The organism is Nostoc sp. MS1 (assembly GCF_019976755.1).
Taxonomy (GTDB): Bacteria; Cyanobacteriota; Cyanobacteriia; order Cyanobacteriales; family Nostocaceae; genus Trichormus.
Map to the genome: position 1 here is coordinate 2,584,783 of NZ_AP023441.1, position 17,837 is coordinate 2,602,619.

The 17,837-nt window shown below is 40.4% G+C and carries 13 protein-coding genes; 4 read left to right on the top strand and 9 right to left on the bottom strand.

What is annotated here, in order from left to right; translation table 11 throughout:
• The first annotated feature begins 68 nt into the window (after window positions 1-68).
• Together NSMS1_RS11215 and NSMS1_RS11220 are read left to right on the top strand one after the other, a co-directional pair.
• Window positions 69-1,115 carry a glycosyltransferase family 4 protein gene (locus tag NSMS1_RS11215; RefSeq protein WP_224093200.1) on the top strand — a complete coding sequence of 349 codons (1,047 nt, stop codon included), beginning with the start codon at window positions 69-71 and terminating at the stop codon, window positions 1,113-1,115.
• A gap of 147 nt (window positions 1,116-1,262) precedes the next feature.
• Window positions 1,263-2,513: a competence/damage-inducible protein A gene (locus tag NSMS1_RS11220; RefSeq protein WP_224095201.1), complete on the top strand. Its 1,251-nt coding sequence runs from the start codon at window positions 1,263-1,265 to the stop codon at window positions 2,511-2,513.
• 209 nt (window positions 2,514-2,722) lie between these two features.
• Here the strand turns inward: NSMS1_RS11220 and NSMS1_RS11225 are convergent, their stop codons facing one another.
• The 8 genes from NSMS1_RS11225 to NSMS1_RS11260 all read right to left on the bottom strand — a co-directional run bounded on the left by NSMS1_RS11225 (window position 2,723) and on the right by NSMS1_RS11260 (window position 12,539).
• Entirely contained in the window at window positions 2,723-5,770 is a 3,048-nt protein-coding gene (locus tag NSMS1_RS11225) for a GAF domain-containing protein (protein ID WP_224093202.1), read from the bottom strand.
• 309 nt (window positions 5,771-6,079) lie between these two features.
• Window positions 6,080-6,241, bottom strand: a complete 162-nt coding sequence (locus NSMS1_RS11230) for a hypothetical protein (RefSeq protein WP_224093204.1) — start codon at window positions 6,239-6,241, stop codon at window positions 6,080-6,082.
• A gap of 7 nt (window positions 6,242-6,248) precedes the next feature.
• Window positions 6,249-6,338, bottom strand: coding sequence for a cytochrome b6-f complex subunit PetN (gene petN, locus NSMS1_RS11235; protein WP_010998401.1), 90 nt, complete (start codon window positions 6,336-6,338; stop codon window positions 6,249-6,251).
• 325 nt (window positions 6,339-6,663) lie between these two features.
• Window positions 6,664-7,611, bottom strand: coding sequence for an aldo/keto reductase (locus NSMS1_RS11240; RefSeq protein ID WP_224095202.1), 948 nt, complete (start codon window positions 7,609-7,611; stop codon window positions 6,664-6,666).
• A gap of 153 nt (window positions 7,612-7,764) precedes the next feature.
• On the bottom strand, window positions 7,765-8,817 hold the full coding sequence (dusB, locus tag NSMS1_RS11245) for a tRNA dihydrouridine synthase DusB (RefSeq protein ID WP_224093207.1): 1,053 nt from the start codon (window positions 8,815-8,817) through the stop codon (window positions 7,765-7,767).
• A gap of 258 nt (window positions 8,818-9,075) precedes the next feature.
• Window positions 9,076-9,972 carry an MBL fold metallo-hydrolase gene (locus tag NSMS1_RS11250; protein ID WP_224093209.1) on the bottom strand — a complete coding sequence of 299 codons (897 nt, stop codon included), beginning with the start codon at window positions 9,970-9,972 and terminating at the stop codon, window positions 9,076-9,078.
• Between the two features lie 314 nt (window positions 9,973-10,286).
• The gene (locus NSMS1_RS11255) at window positions 10,287-11,078 is read right to left on the bottom strand and encodes an inositol monophosphatase family protein (protein ID WP_224093210.1); all 792 of its coding nucleotides are present in this window, start codon (window positions 11,076-11,078) and stop codon (window positions 10,287-10,289) included.
• A gap of 12 nt (window positions 11,079-11,090) precedes the next feature.
• Window positions 11,091-12,539 (bottom strand): BCD family MFS transporter, encoded by a 1,449-nt coding sequence (locus NSMS1_RS11260; protein ID WP_224093211.1) that lies wholly within the window; start codon window positions 12,537-12,539, stop codon window positions 11,091-11,093.
• A gap of 234 nt (window positions 12,540-12,773) precedes the next feature.
• On the opposite strand from NSMS1_RS11260, the gene NSMS1_RS11265 reads away from it, so the two are divergent.
• Together NSMS1_RS11265 and NSMS1_RS11270 are read left to right on the top strand one after the other, a co-directional pair.
• On the top strand, window positions 12,774-14,900 hold the full coding sequence (locus NSMS1_RS11265) for a pentapeptide repeat-containing protein (protein ID WP_224093212.1): 2,127 nt from the start codon (window positions 12,774-12,776) through the stop codon (window positions 14,898-14,900).
• 263 nt (window positions 14,901-15,163) lie between these two features.
• Window positions 15,164-16,546, top strand: a complete 1,383-nt coding sequence (locus NSMS1_RS11270) for a serine/threonine-protein kinase (RefSeq protein WP_224093213.1) — start codon at window positions 15,164-15,166, stop codon at window positions 16,544-16,546.
• A gap of 259 nt (window positions 16,547-16,805) precedes the next feature.
• On the opposite strand, the gene NSMS1_RS11275 is transcribed toward NSMS1_RS11270, so the two are convergent.
• A complete protein-coding gene (locus NSMS1_RS11275; protein ID WP_224093214.1) occupies window positions 16,806-17,705 on the bottom strand; it encodes a DUF3365 domain-containing protein in 900 nt (299 codons plus the stop codon).
• Between the last annotated feature and the right edge of the window lie 132 nt (window positions 17,706-17,837).

A 17,837-nucleotide genomic window follows, 5' to 3' on the forward strand; every position in this document is an offset into this window, starting at 1 on the left:
GTAGTAAAAATATGTAAGAAAGTCTGTTTGATTATTTTTGTTTCATAAACTACTCATTAAATATACAGATGCCTGCTCAGATTTATCATCTGATTGCCTTTTTGGTAGCGGCGGTAGTCGTTCTCTGGACTACGCCTGATGTGAGGAATATTGGTATAAAAAGTGGACGTTTAGATAGACCAGGCGATCGCAAAATTCACGACCGTCCAATGGTACGTCTGGGGGGGGTTTCTATCTTTGCGGGTACGATACTTTCCCTCATGGTCGTTTGGTGGTTGGGTGGATTTAATAACCTCTCCCCAGAAAAAGAATGGCAAATTTGGGGCGTTGTTTTAGGTGGTCTGGGCTTTTTCCTGATTGGTTTAGCTGATGATTTATTAAACCTGTCTCCTTTGGGGCGTTTAATTATACAAGTTATTGTGGCGGCTGGTGCTTGGAAAGCAGGTGTCAGCATAGATTTTGTGACTGTTCCCTTGATGGGGATAGTTGACCTCAACTGGCTGAGTTTGCCCATCACAGTTATATGGTTAGTGGGGATGGTAAACGCTATCAACTGGATTGATGGTTTAGATGGGTTAGCATCTGGGGTTTCGGGAATTGCAGCTGTGGTGATGCTGCTTGTGTCCTTGTTTATGCACCAACCAGCAGCAGCTTTAATTGCAGCCGCCTTAGCTGGTGCGGCTTTGGGATTTCTCCGCTACAATTTCAACCCCGCACAAATCTTTATGGGTGATGGCGGGTCTTATTTTATGGGCTTCACCTTGGCGGCTGTGGGTGTTATTGGTTTGGTAAAAATCCCGGCGTTTACGGCTGTAATTTTGCCTTATTTAATTTTGGCAGTTCCCATTGTTGATATGTCGGCGGTAATTCTGTCTCGTATCCGCCGTGGTAAGTTGCCTTGGGTGGCTGATAAACGCCATCTCCACCATCGATTATTACAAGCTGGTTTATCCCATCGCTGGACTGTATTATTGATTTATACTTTGACTTTGTGGGTAGGTAGTCTAGCGTTAGTTTTAGCTGGCGTACCTAGTAGCATTGCTTATGCTTGTGGTTCCACATCGCTGTTAACTTATGTGATTTGGAGAGCGTGGAAAGTTTCTCAGCAAAAGTAAATAAGTAAAGTAGTATTAGTGCCTTTGCCTTTTTACTTAATTATACCAATTTGAAAAAAGAAGGCGACAAATACACAGTCTCAAAGCCTTGTTCTGTCTGGATTTCTAATTTTGAATTTTGAATTTTGAATTTTGAATTGGTATTACATGAGTGCAGAAATTATTTGTGTTGGTACTGAACTGCTTTTAGGGGATATTCTTAATGGCAATGCTCAATATCTAGCGCAGCAGCTAGCTCAACTCGGTATTCCTCATTATCATCAAACTGTAGTTGGGGATAATCCAGACAGAATTAAGCAAGTTATAGAAATTGCTATTTCCAGAGCCAAAATTTTGATTTTTACAGGTGGACTAGGCCCTACACCAGACGACCTCACTTGTGAAACCATTGCTGATTTTTTTGGCTCACCTTTGGTAGAAAGTCCAGAAATTATTGAAGATATTAGCCAAAAATTTGCTCAACGCGGTCGGGTAATGACACCAAGCAACCGCAAACAAGCTTTAATTCCGCAAGGGGCAGACATTTTACCTAATCCCACTGGTACAGCACCCGGCATCATCTGGCAACCCCGTCCTGATGTGACGATTTTCACTTTTCCTGGTGTACCTAGTGAAATGCACCGGATGTGGGAAGAAACAGCCGTCCCGTTTCTTAAAAGTCAAGGTTGGGGAAAAGAAATTATTTATAGTCGCAGTCTCAAGTTTTGGGGTATTGGGGAATCTGCTTTGGCAGAAAAGGTAACAGATTTACTCAACTTGCCTAATCCCACAGTAGCGCCCTATGCAGGCAAAGGAGAGGTGAGGCTGCGTGTTTGTGCAAAAGCACCCTCAGAAGCCGCCGCCGATGCTTTAATTGTGCCTGTAGAAAAGCAAATTAAAGAAATTGCTGGCTTAGATTTTTATGGTGTCAATAGTGATACCTTGGCTTCTGTGGTGGGTGATTTGTTACGCGCGTCTAGGGAAACACTATCGGTAGCAGAATCTTGTACTGGTGGTTTGTTAGGGCAAATGTTAACAGAGATTTCTGGTAGTTCTGATTATTTTTGGGGTGGTGTCATTTCCTACGACAACTCGGTGAAGGAGGGGTTGTTGGGAGTGAACCCGGAAGATTTAGAGAAATGGGGTGCAGTCAGCGATACTGTAGCTGAACAAATGGCTATAGGTGTGAAAACTCGTCTGTCAACAACGTGGGGATTGAGTATTACGGGTATTGCTGGGCCGACTGGGGGAACTGAGACAAAACCTGTAGGTTTGGTTTATATCGGGTTAGCTGGGCCAAAAGATGAAGTCAAAAGCTTTAAATATCAGTTTGGTACAATGCGCGATCGCTCTTTTATCCGTCATTTAAGTGCATGTACAGCCCTAGATTTACTCCGCCGCCAATTATTGACTAGGTAAAGGCAAAAATGCGATCGCCTAATTTGCGATCGCATCTCTAAGGTTTATTATTTTTACAGTAGTTTAACAATTACGAATTACGAATTAAGTAGCTCAGTGTTAAAAATTATCGCTATGGCAAGGCAGGAGGCAGGAGGCAGAAGGCAGGAGGGAAGAGGGTTATAGCTTTATTTACCTTTCTTAACTTAGTTTTGTTTTTTCCCACCGACTTACTTAACTGGTATTTCTATACAAAACTCCGTACCCTTACCTAGTTCAGAAATACACTTAATTTGCCCACCATGTTTTTCCACAATAATTTGATAGCTAATAGATAAACCTAAGCCTGTACCCTGTCCTGGCTGTTTGGTAGTGAAAAAGGGTTCAAAAATGCGCGATCGCTTTTCTTCTGGAATCCCACAACCATTGTCAGCAATACAAATCACAATGTTTTTTTGTTCTAACTTTGTCCTTATTGTAATTTGTGGTTTTTCAGTTATTTCTCCTGCATTTTGAGAATTTTCTATGGCATCAATTGCATTATTAATAATATTCATGAATACTTGATTCATTTGGGCTGCATAACACATTACTTCCGGGAGATAATCATATTCTTTAACAATCTCTATAGAGAAATTATTAGTATTAGCTTGCAGCCGATGTTGAACTATTAATAAAGTGCTATCAATACCATCATGCAAATTAACTGGCTTCATTTCGGCTTCGTCAAGGCGAGCAAAAGTGCGTAAAGATAAGACTAGCTGGGAAATTCTTTCAGCACCCGATTTTAGAGAACCAAGTATTTTTGGTAAATCCTCAGCAATATAATCTAAATCTATTGCTGTTACTTCTTCTTTAATGTCTATCTTTTGTTGATAAATATTTATTAATTTGAACAAATTATCTATGTGTTCTGTAACATATGTAATGTTACCGTAAATAAAATTAATAGGATTATTAATTTCATGGGCTACTCCAGCTACTAATTGCCCTAAGCCAGCCATTTTTTCACTTTGAATTAGCTGGCTTTGAGTGGCTTGCAATTCTTTAAGAGTATGAATGATTTCTTCTTTTTGACGCTCTGTTTGTGCGAGTAATTCCGCTTGCTGGATTCCTACTCCCAATTGAGTACCAATCTGCACTAATAAATCTACTTCATCTTCTTGCCAATCACGGGGGTTGGTATTTTGATAAGCACCTAATAATCCCCATATTTTATCACATTGAAAAATTGGCACAATTATATATGCTCTTGCCTGCATAGCTTCAATCAGAGCAATATGGTATTGAGAATAATCACTACCGTAAATATCTTTGATAACTAAATTTTTGCCATTAACAAAGTATCCACCTTGAGTTCTTTGTAAATAATCATCTGTAACTACAGGTTGAAGTTGGCTAACTGGTGTCCAACCCTCAGCTAAAGATTCGGCGACAAATTCACCACTCCAATCTGGATTGAAACAATAAATAATCACTCGCTCTACTTCTAAAAGTCGCCGCACTTCTTGGGTGCTAGTAGCAAAAATAGTATTTAAGTCCAGGGAACGGCGGATTTTCTCTACTGTCGCAGCTAATGCTTTTTCCCTTTGTGCAGCTTTTGCTAATTGTGTGGCTTGTACTTGTACCTGTTTTAAAGTTTCAGCTTGCTGTAAGGCTACCCCTAACTGCACCCCAACTTGCGCGAGTAAGTTAATTTCTTCTTCTTGCCAATAACGGGGTTGGGAGTTCTGATAAGCTACTAGCAATCCCCACAACTTATCACCTTGAGAAATAGGTACAAAAACCTCATTACGTGCATACTTACCAGCTTGGGTTCTTTGTAGTAGTAGCCGTTCTGTGAAAGGCTGTGGTTTAACTATTGGTGTCCAGCCATCAACAATAGAATCAGCAACAAATTCACCACTCCAGTCAGAATAAAAGCGATAAATTGCCACTCTTTCTACTTCTAACAGACGTAAAACTTCTTGAGTAGTAGTTTTAAAGATGGTATCGATATCGAGAGAGTGACGAATTTTTTCAACAGTGTTAGCTAACGCTCTTTGTCTTTCCGCAGCTTTGGTAAGTTCTGCGGCTTGGGTTTTTAATTGTTTTAAATATTCTGCTTGCTGTAATGCTACACCCAGTTGGGTGCTAATTTGAGTCAGTAAGTATACCTCATCTTCTTGCCATTCACGCTTGCTTGTATTTTGATAAATTGCTAGCAAACCCCATAGTTTTTGACCGTGGTAAATAGCAATAATTACATAAGCTCTAGCTTGGTAACTTTCTAATATCTTGATGTAGCAGTCGCTAAAGCCTGCATTATAAATATCATTACAGACTCGATAAATTTCACATTTTGTAAATAGCCCACCATCTGTTTGTTGTAGGTAAGTATCCACTACAGGGATAGTAGCTAAATCTTTGGCGCTACATTCACTAACATTTTTTCTGAGTTCTGCATTATTTACCTGTTCATCTATCAGAGAAATCCAACCATCAGCAACAGATTCAAAGACAAACTCACCGCTCCAATCTGGATTAAAACGGTAAATAGCCACGCGATCTGCATTTAATAGTTTTCTAATTTCTGTGGTACTGGTGCGGAAAATATTTTCTAAATCAAGGGACTGGCGAATTTTTTCGATAGCGATCGCCATGCTTCTTTGCCATTGTGTGGCTTTTTCTCTGGCTTTGGCTTGTGCTAATTGTGCTGATTGTGCTTTTACCTGTTCTAGATATTCGGCTTGTTGTAAAGCCACTCCTAAATGTTCAGCGATTAATTGTACAAATTCAATTTCTGATGCGTTCCATTGTCTGGGTCTATCACATTGATGAATACATAGCAATCCCCATAAATCCTTTCCTCTCATCAAGGGAGCGGTTATATTAGCACGTACTTGCAACTTTTCTAGCGTCTGAATTTGACAATCACTAATTTTAAGTTCGTAAATATCAGCAGTTGCTGTGATTTGTCCATGCTGATAGGGTTGAGCGAACTCCTCACCAAAACAGCGATCGCCAAGTTTAGCTGTGAGGACAGAACTCCACTCACTACCTACATCCTCATATATAAATTTTCCTTCCCATCCCAACTCAGGATAAAAACGCAACACTCCCACCCGATCAGTCTGTAATAGTTGACGTACTTCCCTAACAGTAATTTGCAATATCGTTTCTATATCCAGAGACTGACGAATCCGAGCAATTATCATAGACAAAGCTGTTTTCATGTCTAATTGATGTTCTTGCTCGGTAGGGTTTTGTAGGGGTTGTGTTTGATACAAGTTTTCCATTTTGTTGGGACTTAAAATATCAAAAAGTCTTGTCTACTTATTGTTCCCAATTGTCTAACAAATGTAACACTTGTTAGCAATTATCAAGTTTCAGTAAACAGTAAATAAACTACTAAATTAACTACACAATCTTCATAAAAAATTTAGGGATACGAGCTAATCGTATCCCTAAAAAAGCATTTGTTTGTTAGTGGTCAGTAGTTGGTGGTCAGTGGTCAGTTGTTTTAAAGTAAATGAAAATTCTGACAAAGAATTGATTAAACCAGAGCAAGAAACAACTAACAACTGACAAACAACAACTGAAACGCGCTAGCGCCGTTTGGGTGTGCTGCGTCGGACTTCGCGCTTTTCGTTGTCTCGAAGACGGCGATCGCGCCAGTCTGCTAGTGTTAGATAACCAACGCCGCCTGTAACAGCGAGTAATAGCACTATGGCTACTAAAGCCAAAATACTTAGGAATGGACTTTCCACGATTCTCCTACAGTCCGTTACGTCCCCAAACTACCATCGCAATCGACCAAGTAAACACAACTAACAGTGATACCCATCCCAGTGTCAAAATCGCCATAGTCTCTCTTTGAAATTTATTTACAAAATGTCTCTAATATTTATCATACTGGGGACTGGGTGTTTAGGGATGAGGGTCATGGATATGTTTCGGTGGATTGTGGAAATTGTTCTTCGACCTCTGGAGAAGAAAGGTTTTGTTCATTTACCTTAAAACCTCGCCCCTAGTGGGCGAAAAAAAGCTAAAACTTTTTCCTCATTCAAACCCCATCCCTTTATGGTTGAATTTAAAAGCCGTATCCCAACTTTCCAAAAAATAGTGAAAGATATAGCCCAGGAAAACCTTGCTATATCCAAATTTCTTAATTATGAATTACGAATTGGTATTATTTCCACTCAAGAGTAACTTTATCTAAATCCTGAACTTCCTGGTCGCTTAATCTCCAACCCAACGCGCCTGCATTTTGCTGTACCTGTTTGGCGTTTTTGACTCCAGCGATAGGAATTACGTTACCTTGAGCAATCAACCAGTTTAGGGCGACTTGCGCAGGAGTGCGATCGTATTTTTCACCTAAGCTACGTAGTAGTGATGTTACTGATGTAATTTTTTGCAATCCGTCTTTATTAAATCTTGGGTCTATACTTCTAGCACCTGTCGGTGTTTCACCACTTTCAGGGGAATATTTTCCTGTAAGTAACCCTTGGGCTAAGGGACTATAAGCCAAAATAGTTACATCTAACTCACGCGCAGTTGCAAAAATCCCGTTAGTTTCTATTTGGCGAGTTACCAAAGAATAGCGGACTTGATTCACCGCTAAAGGTACACCCTTAGCAGCTAAAATTTGATGCGCTTCACGCATTTGTGATGCTGAGTAATTACTTACACCAACAGAGGCAATTCTGCCGCGCTTCACCTCATCCGCTAAGGTATTTAACAAAGTTTCTTGACTTAACAAAAAAGCAAACGGCCAATGCACTTGGTACAAGTCTACCCGCTCAAGTTGTAGTCTTTTAAGACTATCTGTTAAGGCATCAGAAACAGACTGGCCTGTAAAGCGCCAAGGTACAGGGCCAAATTTCGTGGCAATTTGTACAGGTTGGTTTGCCTGCTTGATGAATTTTCCTAATAATTCTTCTGATAAACCAAACCCGTAGATTTCTGCTGTGTCAAAGAAGGTAACACCAGCTTCTAATGCTGCGTTAAATGCTTCTTGCAACTGTTCCGGGCCGTAGCCATTGCCATAATTCCAGAAAAGTTTATCACCCCAAGCCCAAGTTCCAATACAAAGGGGTGTGACAGCAGGGCCATTTTTCCCTAAAGTAATTGTTTCCACGATCGCCAAATCTATTTATTTACATTTCTTTACTTTCTTAGTGTAGCCTTGGCGAACTGAATTTTATAAAGCTTCCAGGTTATGTACAATACACTGTCCTGAGAGAGATGCTAGAGAGGAGAATATTTTTACTCCACCCTCTCACGTTTAGTCTTAAGCAACTTGAAAGTTATCTGCTTCCTCGACAACCTCATAGCCATGAGTTAACTGTTCAGTGGCTTTATCAATTAAATCTAAACCTTGTTGGACTGTTTCAATTACACTTAATTGTCCACGTAGTTCAGCCGCACCGACAAAACCCTTAGCGTACCAAGTCATGTGCTTACGGGCTTGACGGACACCGCGATCGCCTTTATATTCCCATAAAGCCTGTAAATGATCTCTAGCACATTCCAAACGTTGAATTGGCGTTGGTGCTGGCAAAATTTCCCCAGTTTTTAGGAAATGGTCAATTTCTCCCACCAAAAACGGATAACCCAAAGTTCCACGGGAACACATCACCCCATCAGCGCCAGTTTCTTCCAAACATCTCACCGCCGCTTCCACTGAAAATATATCCCCATTACCAATTACCGGAATGGAAAGAATTTCTTTCACACGGGCTATCCATTCCCAACGAGCATTACCATTGTAACCTTGAGCGCGGGTGCGTCCATGCACCGTGATCATTTGCGCTCCCGCATCTTCCATCCGCTTGGCAAAGTCGAGAATGGTAATTTCTTTATCATTCCAACCAATACGGGTTTTGACGGTGACTGGTACATCAACAGCTTTCACCACTTCCCGCACAATGGCTTCTGCAACTTCCGGTTGGCGTAATAAAGAAGAACCACCACCATTTTTGGTAATTTTATTTACCGGACAACCCATATTAATATCAACAGTATCAGCGCCTTCCGCAACAGCTTTGACTGCGGCTTCTGCTAGGAAATCAGGGCGACAGTCAAACAACTGAATACTAATTGGTCGCTCGTTGGGGTCTACTTCCATGATTTTTGGTAACTGCTTAACATAATGTAAACCCGTAGCATTGACCATTTCCGTATACATCATCGAATCTGGTGCATAGCGACGTACCAAGCGGCGAAACACCATATCTGTCACCCCCGACAAAGGCGACTGAAGAACACGGCTGTTAACTGCAAATGAGCCGATTTTTAGGGGTTGAGCAAGTCTAGTTTTGAGGTTGGGAGACAGAGTAACCATAGAGGCAATTGAAAATACCAAATCAATGATAATTGTTGACTGTTGATTGTTGACTGTTAGAAGATATTTTAAAAGTCCTTCATGATGTATCAAATACTTTTAGATCCCCCTAAATACCCCTTATTAAGGGTATTTAGGGGGATCTAACCACATTTTGCACTCAGCACAAAGATGTGTGTACACCGTAGCCTTTTTAAGGGGGGTAGGGGGGATCAAGGAGTGTCTAAAATTACAGCCAACCACTCTTAAAATAACCTCTTAACTGTTGAATGTTAAAGGTTGACGCTGATCAGCAATTAACTCAATACACTTGTGTATCTGCTGACGCATTGTATCAACATCAGCATGAAAACGTCGCCCATGTCCTGGCAATACCCACTCAAAAGAGTAATCAGCTAATCGCCGCATGGACTTAATTTGTTCTGCCCAAGAATACCAGCATACATCATGAAATGCTATTAATTGTTGCCGAGTTTCTGACCATGCAAGATGATCACCTGTAAACAGAAACTTATTTTTATATAGTAAAACTGTGTGTCCTTTAGTGTGACCAGGGACGGGAATAATTAAGACATCTGGTTGTAAAGTAAATACTTCTGTACCAGATAATTGTATTTCTACATTGCGAGTACCTGTAGAAATTTCATCAGCGTGCAAGATACGTTGACAATGGAAATGTTCAGCGAACTTTTGATGATCTGCCACATCATCCCGATGAGTTAAATACATATATTTAATTCCCCCCATTTCTTCTATCCGTTTCACTAAAGGCGGTGTAAAGCGTGGGGAGTCTACTAATATATTTCCTTCGGGCTGTTGAATTAAATAGCTGGCTGCACCATAGGATTTTTCTGAATGATAGCCACAGTGATAAATATTCTCATCGACTAAAATAGGAAAATTTTCCTGAGCCACTTTGATATCTTTGGGTTTTTCAACTGTACCAATAGAACTTGTAGGACAAGATAAAAGTGCTTGCAGTGCTGCTAATCTTTCTGTCTCGTTTGCAGGTTGATGATACACTGCTGACATCTCATCAGCACGATAGAAAACTTCCGGTGTCATCCAGCGACAGGTATCGCAATCAATACAGGTAGTATCGACATAAAAATCGCCCTCAGTATTTTCCAGGCGACGAAGATTTAAGTGAGCCATAATCACCTCTGGTTAGCGATTTGCTAGGCGAGTCAGTAACCCTTATTTCACTACCCTAACAAATGCTGTTTGAAACTATCTGCACCACCAGAAATATATCAATGTAGGAGCGCTGTACTGTGCGCCCCTATTGCCAATTCATTTTTTACAAAAATTTTTGGAAATGGTGTAAGTAGAACGAGGTGAAAATCTACTAGTTCATTTGTTCGCGTTGAAAAGGCTGGGTGGGCAATGCCCACCTTTACATTTTGGGTAAAATAGGACTGCTGTGGACTATTGACTATTGACTATTGACTGTTGAGTGGAATTACATCTTAAATCAAGGGTGTGAAGTAGGGGACTAATTCTGAGCGACTGACGACGAGGGTAGGGAAAGAGCGATCGCTATAATCTTCCCCTGCTATTAAAGGAAAAGGTTCACTGTTAAGGGATACCCAGCTACCGCCAGCCGCTTGCACAATTACCCATGCGCCTGCTATATCCCAAACTTTTGGCGTTGCTTCTATACCCCCTAGTGTCGCCCCTGTCGCCACAGTGAGGAAGTTGTAACTCGCTACACCCAACATCCGAATTTTGCAGGGAAAGCCATTCTGTACAACCGAGAGACTGCGGGAACAAAGGTTAAAGAAGTGGTTGCTACTGGGAGCATCGTTACTGGTATGGATGGGGTGATGATTAAGAAAGGCTCCTGATGGGGTAGCTAAACCTGATGTACCTGGGTAGAAACCATGAAAGGCTTGATTAAGGGGCGGTACATAAACATAACCAAAAATTGGTGTGCCTTGATAAAGTAAACCCAAGGAAATCGACCAAATAGGAATACCCCGTGTGAAGTTTGTTGTCCCATCTAGGGGATCAATCACCCAACACCATTCTGTTCCCGGAAAGGTGCGATCGCTTTCTTCTGCTAATATGCCATAACCAGCGAAATTAGCTGCGATCGCATCACGAATTTCTTGATCTGCCCATTTATCTGCTTGCGTTACCAAACTACCATCGGCTTTTTGCAAAGCCTGCACTTGCCCAAAATCCTGCATTAATTGTGCGCCTACTCTGGTGGTAGTAGTTTGGGCAAATTCGAGAACTGTTGTCCAAAAATCACTCATGCTTGTTTTTAGTTAATCTAAATCACTTTCCAACACAGAAGCGATCGCTTGTTTGGTAGTGCTTTGAAATTCTGTCACATTCACGCGGTTAAGGAACCAAATCGATAACACCATCCCCACTGCTTCCAGTACAAATACTAAACAGTAAGCTAGTTCTAAGGTAGGAAATGCTTTTTTCCCTGCATCCAAGACTGCGCCACCTATAACTACTGCTAGTCCTCTAGCTAAGGACTGCGCCAGTCCCCAAGCACCGATAAATGTACCTGCGGTTTCTGCAACTGTTAAATCCAACATTAAACTAATTGCTGCCGTAGTGACAAAACCAGTGGCTAAACCAAACAATACCAAACCCAACTTCAAAAAAGCAGGATTAGCCGAAAAGCCTGACGCGCCTAGCAATAATGCCGCAAATGCCACCAGCACACAACCCAGGCGTGCAGTTCGCCGCTTACCCAAGCGCGGAACAATAAAAAAGCCAGTCACACCATAGGCAATTAAAATACCTATGCCATAAAAAACATTCAGTCTGGTACTTTCTGCCAAAGGCATCTTAAACACCTGACCCGCAAAAGGTTCAATTACTGGGTCTTGCATAAATAAACTGATGCTCATCACTACTAAAAAAGTGAAGAACAACGCTGTTTGAGGGCTAGCTGTCAAAATCTTCCAAGCAGCACCTAAAGTAATACTATCTTCTCTGTTTACGAGAGTGGAACGCTTGGTATATTGAGAGTATTTTTTCTCTACACCAAGGGTTGCAATAATTGACAACGCAAATACAATTGCTGGGACGATAATAAATAACCGATTAACTGCGGCTTGCAAGGTAGTTACAGTGGCTTCTGGTGTTAATTGTTTGAGTAAGCTAGAACTGATAATTGCTCCAACAATAATTCCCACCATCAACATCGACCAAACTATGCCCACCACTTGAGAACGGTTATCTTCTTCGGAGATATCCACCAATAAAGCGGCGAAAGCCGTACCACTAGCACAAATTGCTAGACCGTATATGGCAAAAACTAACGAGAGAACTGCCGTCCAGCCCATAGTTTGAGTAGTCCACACCCAACCGCTAGGGTTATTGGCGACAGCATTTAACTGCCACATTACTTGTACAGCTAAAAAAGCGGCGATCGCAAATACAGCCGCCCCTACCCAAACATAAGCTGTGCGATGATAACCCCACAAAGGCTTGGCATCAGACATCTGACCAAACCAGATGCGAGAAGGAGACACAAACGCAGGTAAAGCCAACACCACAGCTACTAATGTTGCCGGAATCGCTATTTCTTGAATCATGACTCTGTTGAGTACACCCAGAGTCAAAATTGACATCATACTCAGACCCATTTGAAATAATCCGAGTCTGAACACCGTCGGTATATTCACTCTGGGAACTGAATCAGGACGAATTGATTGACCTGATTCGGGATCGGGTAAAAAATTGCTAGTTGCCATTACGACTTTAAAGAGAAATAGTAAAGGATTTAGTCTTTATAACTAAAGATAAACCCTGCCCATCCCCAGTCTGCTAATTTTCATTCTGTTTACAAAAAAGGTGGTGGGGAGCTTTTAAAAATAGGAAATCTCTATGTCTTCATGACACTCACAATCCCTTCATTTTGGCAGAAACAGGAAAATTACATAGTAAACTTGTATAAAACCTCCGTATAAACCCTTAGTGATGCGATTATGCCACCAGACTATTCCGGTCAAAACTTGCGAGGTCGTTCATTTAAAGGTCAAGACTTGACTGGAGCTAATTTTAGTAAAGCAGATATTCGAGGCGCTAATTTTAGCAAGGCTATTCTCAAAGGGGCTAATTTCACAGGTGCTAAAGCTGGACTACAGAAACGTTTGATTGTTAGTTTGCTTATAGGCTCATGGTTGTTGTCAGCAATATCAAGTTTTTTCTCAATTCTTCTGGGTTCATTTGTAGCATATGCTTTTAACCTCAGCGAAACTGAAAACTTCAATGGAGGAATGATCAGCTTAATTATTCTTATAGTTTTTTGTATTGTGACTGTTCGTAAAGGTTTAACAGCAGGTTTTGGAGCCGTAGCCGTAGCCGTAGCCATAGCCTTCGCCATAGCCTTCGTCGTAGCTGGAGGCTTCGACGTAGCCGGAGTCGTAGCCGGAATCGGAGCCATAACCGGAGTCGTAACCTTCGCCTTGGTCGTAGCCGGAGCTGGAGCCGGAGTCGTAGCCGGAGCCGTAGCCGTAGCTGTAGCCGTAGCCGGAGCCGTAGCCGGAGCAGGAGCCATAGCTGTAGCCGTAGCCGTAGGCGTAACCGAAGTCGTAGCCTTCGCCGTAGCTGGAGCCGTAACTGGAGTTGGAGCCGAAGTCTTAGTCGTAGCCGTAGCCGGAGCCGGAGCTTTCACATTATTTATTGCTTATATTGGCTGGCGTAGTCTAGAAGGAGATGAAAAAGATGCTTGGATTCGCTCATTCGCCATTACCTTTGCAGCAACAGGCGGTACAAGCTTCTTTGGTGCTGATTTAACTGATGCTGACCTGACTGGAGCAACTCTCAAAAATACAGATTTCAGAATAGCAAATCTAACACGCACTCGTTTTTATGAATCTAAAAAACTAGACCTTGCCAGAGTAGGCGATGCAATATTAGCTAAACGAGATATTCTCAATTTGCTAGTTAGTTTAAATGGCAGAAATAAATCATATTTTGGTGCTAACCTAAAAGGCGCAAACCTCATAGGCGCAGATTTAAAAGAAGCTAATTTTAAAGACACCGATATTACTGAAGCCACATTTGCAGGAGCCTGTTTAGAGTGGTTAAACTTAACTCTAGCTCAAGCTGTAGGTACTGATTTCACTCGCGCTCAAATGACTGGTGCTTGTGTAGAAGCATGGAATATTGAAAGTACAACTAAATTAGATCATGTCGATTGTCGCTTTATCTATCTTCTAGAAAATCCCCATCCTGGAACTGATGATAGAGAACGCCGTCCCAGTAGTGGCGACTTTCAACAAGGTGAATTTACAAAACTATTTGCAGAAGTTTTAAATACTGTCGATTTAATTTTCCGCAATGGCATAGACTGGAAAGCTTTTGTTAGCACTTTCAAAAAAGTCCAAGAAGATAATCAAGATACAGAGTTAGCTATCCAAAGCATTGCAAATAAAGGTGATGGCGTAGTTGTTGTTAAACTTGACGTACCTGATGGTACAGATAAAGAAAAGATTCATAGTGATTTCATGCAGAATTATCAGTTAGCATTGCAAGCTGTCGAGGAAAAATATAAAGCGCAATTGCAAGCTAAGGATAATGAAATCACAATTTATCGCCAACAGAGCGCAGATATGAAAGAAATTATTAGCTTGTTAGCAAATAAGCCAATTAATGTTCAAGTTGATAATAAAGTAGAAACTAAAGCTATGACTAATAGTAATGACTCCAGCCGTAATATTAATATTGGCAATATTGGCAGAGATTTTAACGCTAGTGGACAAGCATTAAATTTAGGCGAAATTAGTGGTACAGTGACAAATACCATCAACCAATTACCAACTGCACAAGAACCAGAAAAACCCGGAATCAAGGAATTATTGACACAATTACAAGCAGCAATAGAAGCTGAAACAGATTTATCTGATGAAGATAAAGCCGAAGCCTTAGAGCAAGTACAAGCCTTAGCCGAAGCTGGGAAAAATCCCCAAGAAGAAACAAAACAGAAAGCTGCAAAAACTGCGCTGAAAATTTTGAAAGGGACAATGACTGGTTTACCAGCCACAGCAACATTAATTGAAGCTGTGAGTAAACTATTACCTTTGATTTCTAAGTTTTTGGGTTTAGGGTAGTAGACACAATAAAAAACTACTAAATTTTTCTATGACTCTTACTTGATTCTGAAAATATATATAGGGTGAGCATTTCCCGCGTATCATGGCTGTGTGGGCATTACCCAATCCATAAATACTGCATAAGCTCCAAAAGGTTTTTAATATCTAGAAATTAGATTTATATATATGTTAAAATAATTACCTGTATTTTTAACATAGCTTTTATTTGCTCATTTAGTAATTATGTCAAGATAAATGTAAGACTTAGCTAAAGTCATACAATGTTAGGTACTGTATTAGTCGGTCGTTATCAAATCCGCGAAATGTTGGGTGGAGGTGGATTTGGTAAAACTTATATCGCAATTGACACTCAACGTCCTGGTCAGCCCCAATGCGTAGTCAAACACTTTCAGCCTGTCACCCATAACCCAGAGTTTCTGGAAACGGCCAGACGGCTGTTTAACAGCGAAGCCGAAACACTAGAAAAATTAGGACATCATGACCAAATTCCGCGCCTTTTAGCATACTTTGAGGAAAATCACGAATTTTTCCTGGTACAAGAATTTATTGAAGGGCATTCACTGAAAGTAGAAATGCCACCTCATCAACCTTGGTCAGAAGACAAGGTTGTCAAACTGTTGCAGCAAAGCTTAGATATTTTGAAGTTTATTCACTCTCATCAAGTGATTCATCGAGATATTAAGCCAGAAAATATGCTCAGAAGGCTAGAAGATGGTAAGGTGGTGCTGATAGATTTTGGAGCTGTAAAACAAGTCCAAACACAGATAAGTGGACTTAGTGGACAAACGGAAATGACAATTGCTATTGGCACACCAGGATACATGCCTTTAGAACAGTTTCGGGGTAAACCACACCTTAACAGCGATATCTATTCTTTAGGTATGGTTTGTATTCAAGCGCTAACAGGGGTACATCCTAGACAATTAGGCGAAGATCCTGCTACTGGAGAATTTCTTTGGCAATATAGAGCCAAAGTTAGTCCTGAGTTAGCATCTGTGTTATCAAAGATGGTACTTATTAATAATAAACTGCGTTATCAGTCTGCAAATGAGGTTTTAGAGGCGCTACAAAATAACTTTTATCCTCACATAGAGACACAAGTAACTGAAGCACCATCAACATTAATGCAACCATCTCCAGTGACCATATCACAACAATCAGTAGATGATTGTTATAGTCAAAATAGCTTAATTCTTTCCGCAGAACAGTATCACTCTTTAGAAAATACACTCATGAAGTTTGTCGGCCCCATAGGTCGAACTTTGTTACAGCGTGCAGTATCAGTATCTAACTATCAAGAATTAGTAGATAATTTATCTTCGCATTTAACAGGAAATCAACAAACTGAGTTTAAGCAAAAAATAATATCTTTACTAGAAGAACAAACTAGCAAGGATGAAAATACTCCTATTAATACCCCACAACAAACACAGCCAGATATTAATAAAATAAATGATTCTGTTATCCGTGAATGTGAGAAAGAGTTACTCAACTTAATTGGGCCAATTGCCACTTTCCTAGTCCAAAAAGTAATAAAGTCTGGCAGTGCTGCACATTCTCGCGCCGAATTTATTCAAATGTTAGCGGCGGAAATTCCTGATGCTCAAAAAGCTTTGCAATTTCAGAAGCGTTTACTTCCTTAAATGTAAGACAATGAGATTTATTAACTGTTGGCCGTACTAATTTTTGATTTTAAATTTTGGATTTTGGATGATTTTTGGTTCAAGCCCAGCCCCTTGTGGGCGGAACAAATCGCGCTGCTTCGTCAATCCAAAATCTCCAAGCTGCATCCCCTTGTGGGTGCAGTCAATCCAAAATCGTCAATCCAAAATCTAAAATTGTTTGACTTTTACCAGCCAACATAAGAAAATAAAATCAGCTGCACCCCAATAGGAAATGTTATTAATTCTGCTTATTTAACATATCCATAGCTATAGTTAAACTGTACTTCATTCGATTAAATGCTGCGGCTAAACCACCAATTTCATCATTAGCATTATCCTCAAATTCTACAGCCATATCGCCTGTGCTTACTCTTTGGGCTATATTTTCAATTCTTCTAATGCGCTGAATTACAGTTTTCTTAATTAGGAAGTTAATAATAAATATAATTATGGCAAACAAAACGCTTAAAGATGCCATAATTCCTAACCAAGTAGTTCGCGCGTTACTAAACACTTCTTCAGAAGGCACTGAGATAATTTGAGCAGCAACAATTTCATTCAGGTTCCAGCCAAAACCATTTTCGGAACCATAGGTTACAAGTTGACTTTTCGGCGCTTTTTCTGGTGTAGAATGACATTGCAAACAGGTTTGCTCTTTGATGGCTAGTGGTCTAGCGATGTAAAATACTTTACCTTCAGGCAAATCACGAAAGTCAGTAATTTCCTTGAGTGAAGGATTTTTGCGAAAGCGCTCTACAATTGCTGATTCATAAGTATCAGCCTTATCTCGTAAATTCGTAGGGTTCAGTGTTGCTTCTTTATAGAAAAAGTTTTGATACTGTTCATTTTTGCGTAAATTTTCAAATACTTCTGTTGCAGAGTAAGCAGGTACGGTTTCTGGAATAAATGATGATGCAGTCTCTAGCTGAGGTAAGAGTAAATTTCTGACCTTATTTTGTGTGTATTGGCGTACAGCAGTCATTGTGTTCAAGAGCGCTAGGGCTTTAGAAGCTACTTCTGTTTGCGCTCGTTGCTGGAGTATGCTGGATAGCACTGTACCGCTTAAAACAATACTAATGATAAAAACTATAGTTAATAGTAAGTTAAATTTTGTACCAATCTTTAATTTTTTTAACATTAGTCTAAAATTATTAGATAAGTCTTATCTACTATTGTAGTAAAATACTGTAGCGAAGATAGCGGATAAAAGCAAGATAATATATTAATTAAAACTACTAATGCTAAGGAAATTCTCACGACGTTTTTTTTT

Bases quoted from the DNA above. Each gene is read 5' to 3' on its own strand.
- NSMS1_RS11225 (WP_224093202.1), bottom strand. From the start codon at position 5,770: ATGGAAAACTTGTATCAAACACAACCCCTACAAAACCCTACCGAGCAA.
- NSMS1_RS11220 (WP_224095201.1), top strand. From the start codon at position 1,263: ATGAGTGCAGAAATTATTTGTGTTGGTACTGAACTGCTTTTAGGGGAT.
- NSMS1_RS11215 (WP_224093200.1), top strand. From the start codon at position 69: ATGCCTGCTCAGATTTATCATCTGATTGCCTTTTTGGTAGCGGCGGTA.
- NSMS1_RS11270 (WP_224093213.1), top strand. From the start codon at position 15,164: ATGTTAGGTACTGTATTAGTCGGTCGTTATCAAATCCGCGAAATGTTG.
- NSMS1_RS11260 (WP_224093211.1), bottom strand. From the start codon at position 12,539: ATGGCAACTAGCAATTTTTTACCCGATCCCGAATCAGGTCAATCAATT.
- NSMS1_RS11265 (WP_224093212.1), top strand. From the start codon at position 12,774: ATGCCACCAGACTATTCCGGTCAAAACTTGCGAGGTCGTTCATTTAAA.
- dusB (WP_224093207.1), bottom strand. From the start codon at position 8,817: ATGGTTACTCTGTCTCCCAACCTCAAAACTAGACTTGCTCAACCCCTA.
- NSMS1_RS11250 (WP_224093209.1), bottom strand. From the start codon at position 9,972: ATGGCTCACTTAAATCTTCGTCGCCTGGAAAATACTGAGGGCGATTTT.
- NSMS1_RS11255 (WP_224093210.1), bottom strand. From the start codon at position 11,078: ATGAGTGATTTTTGGACAACAGTTCTCGAATTTGCCCAAACTACTACC.
- petN (WP_010998401.1), bottom strand. From the start codon at position 6,338: ATGGCGATTTTGACACTGGGATGGGTATCACTGTTAGTTGTGTTTACT.
- NSMS1_RS11275 (WP_224093214.1), bottom strand. From the start codon at position 17,705: ATGTTAAAAAAATTAAAGATTGGTACAAAATTTAACTTACTATTAACT.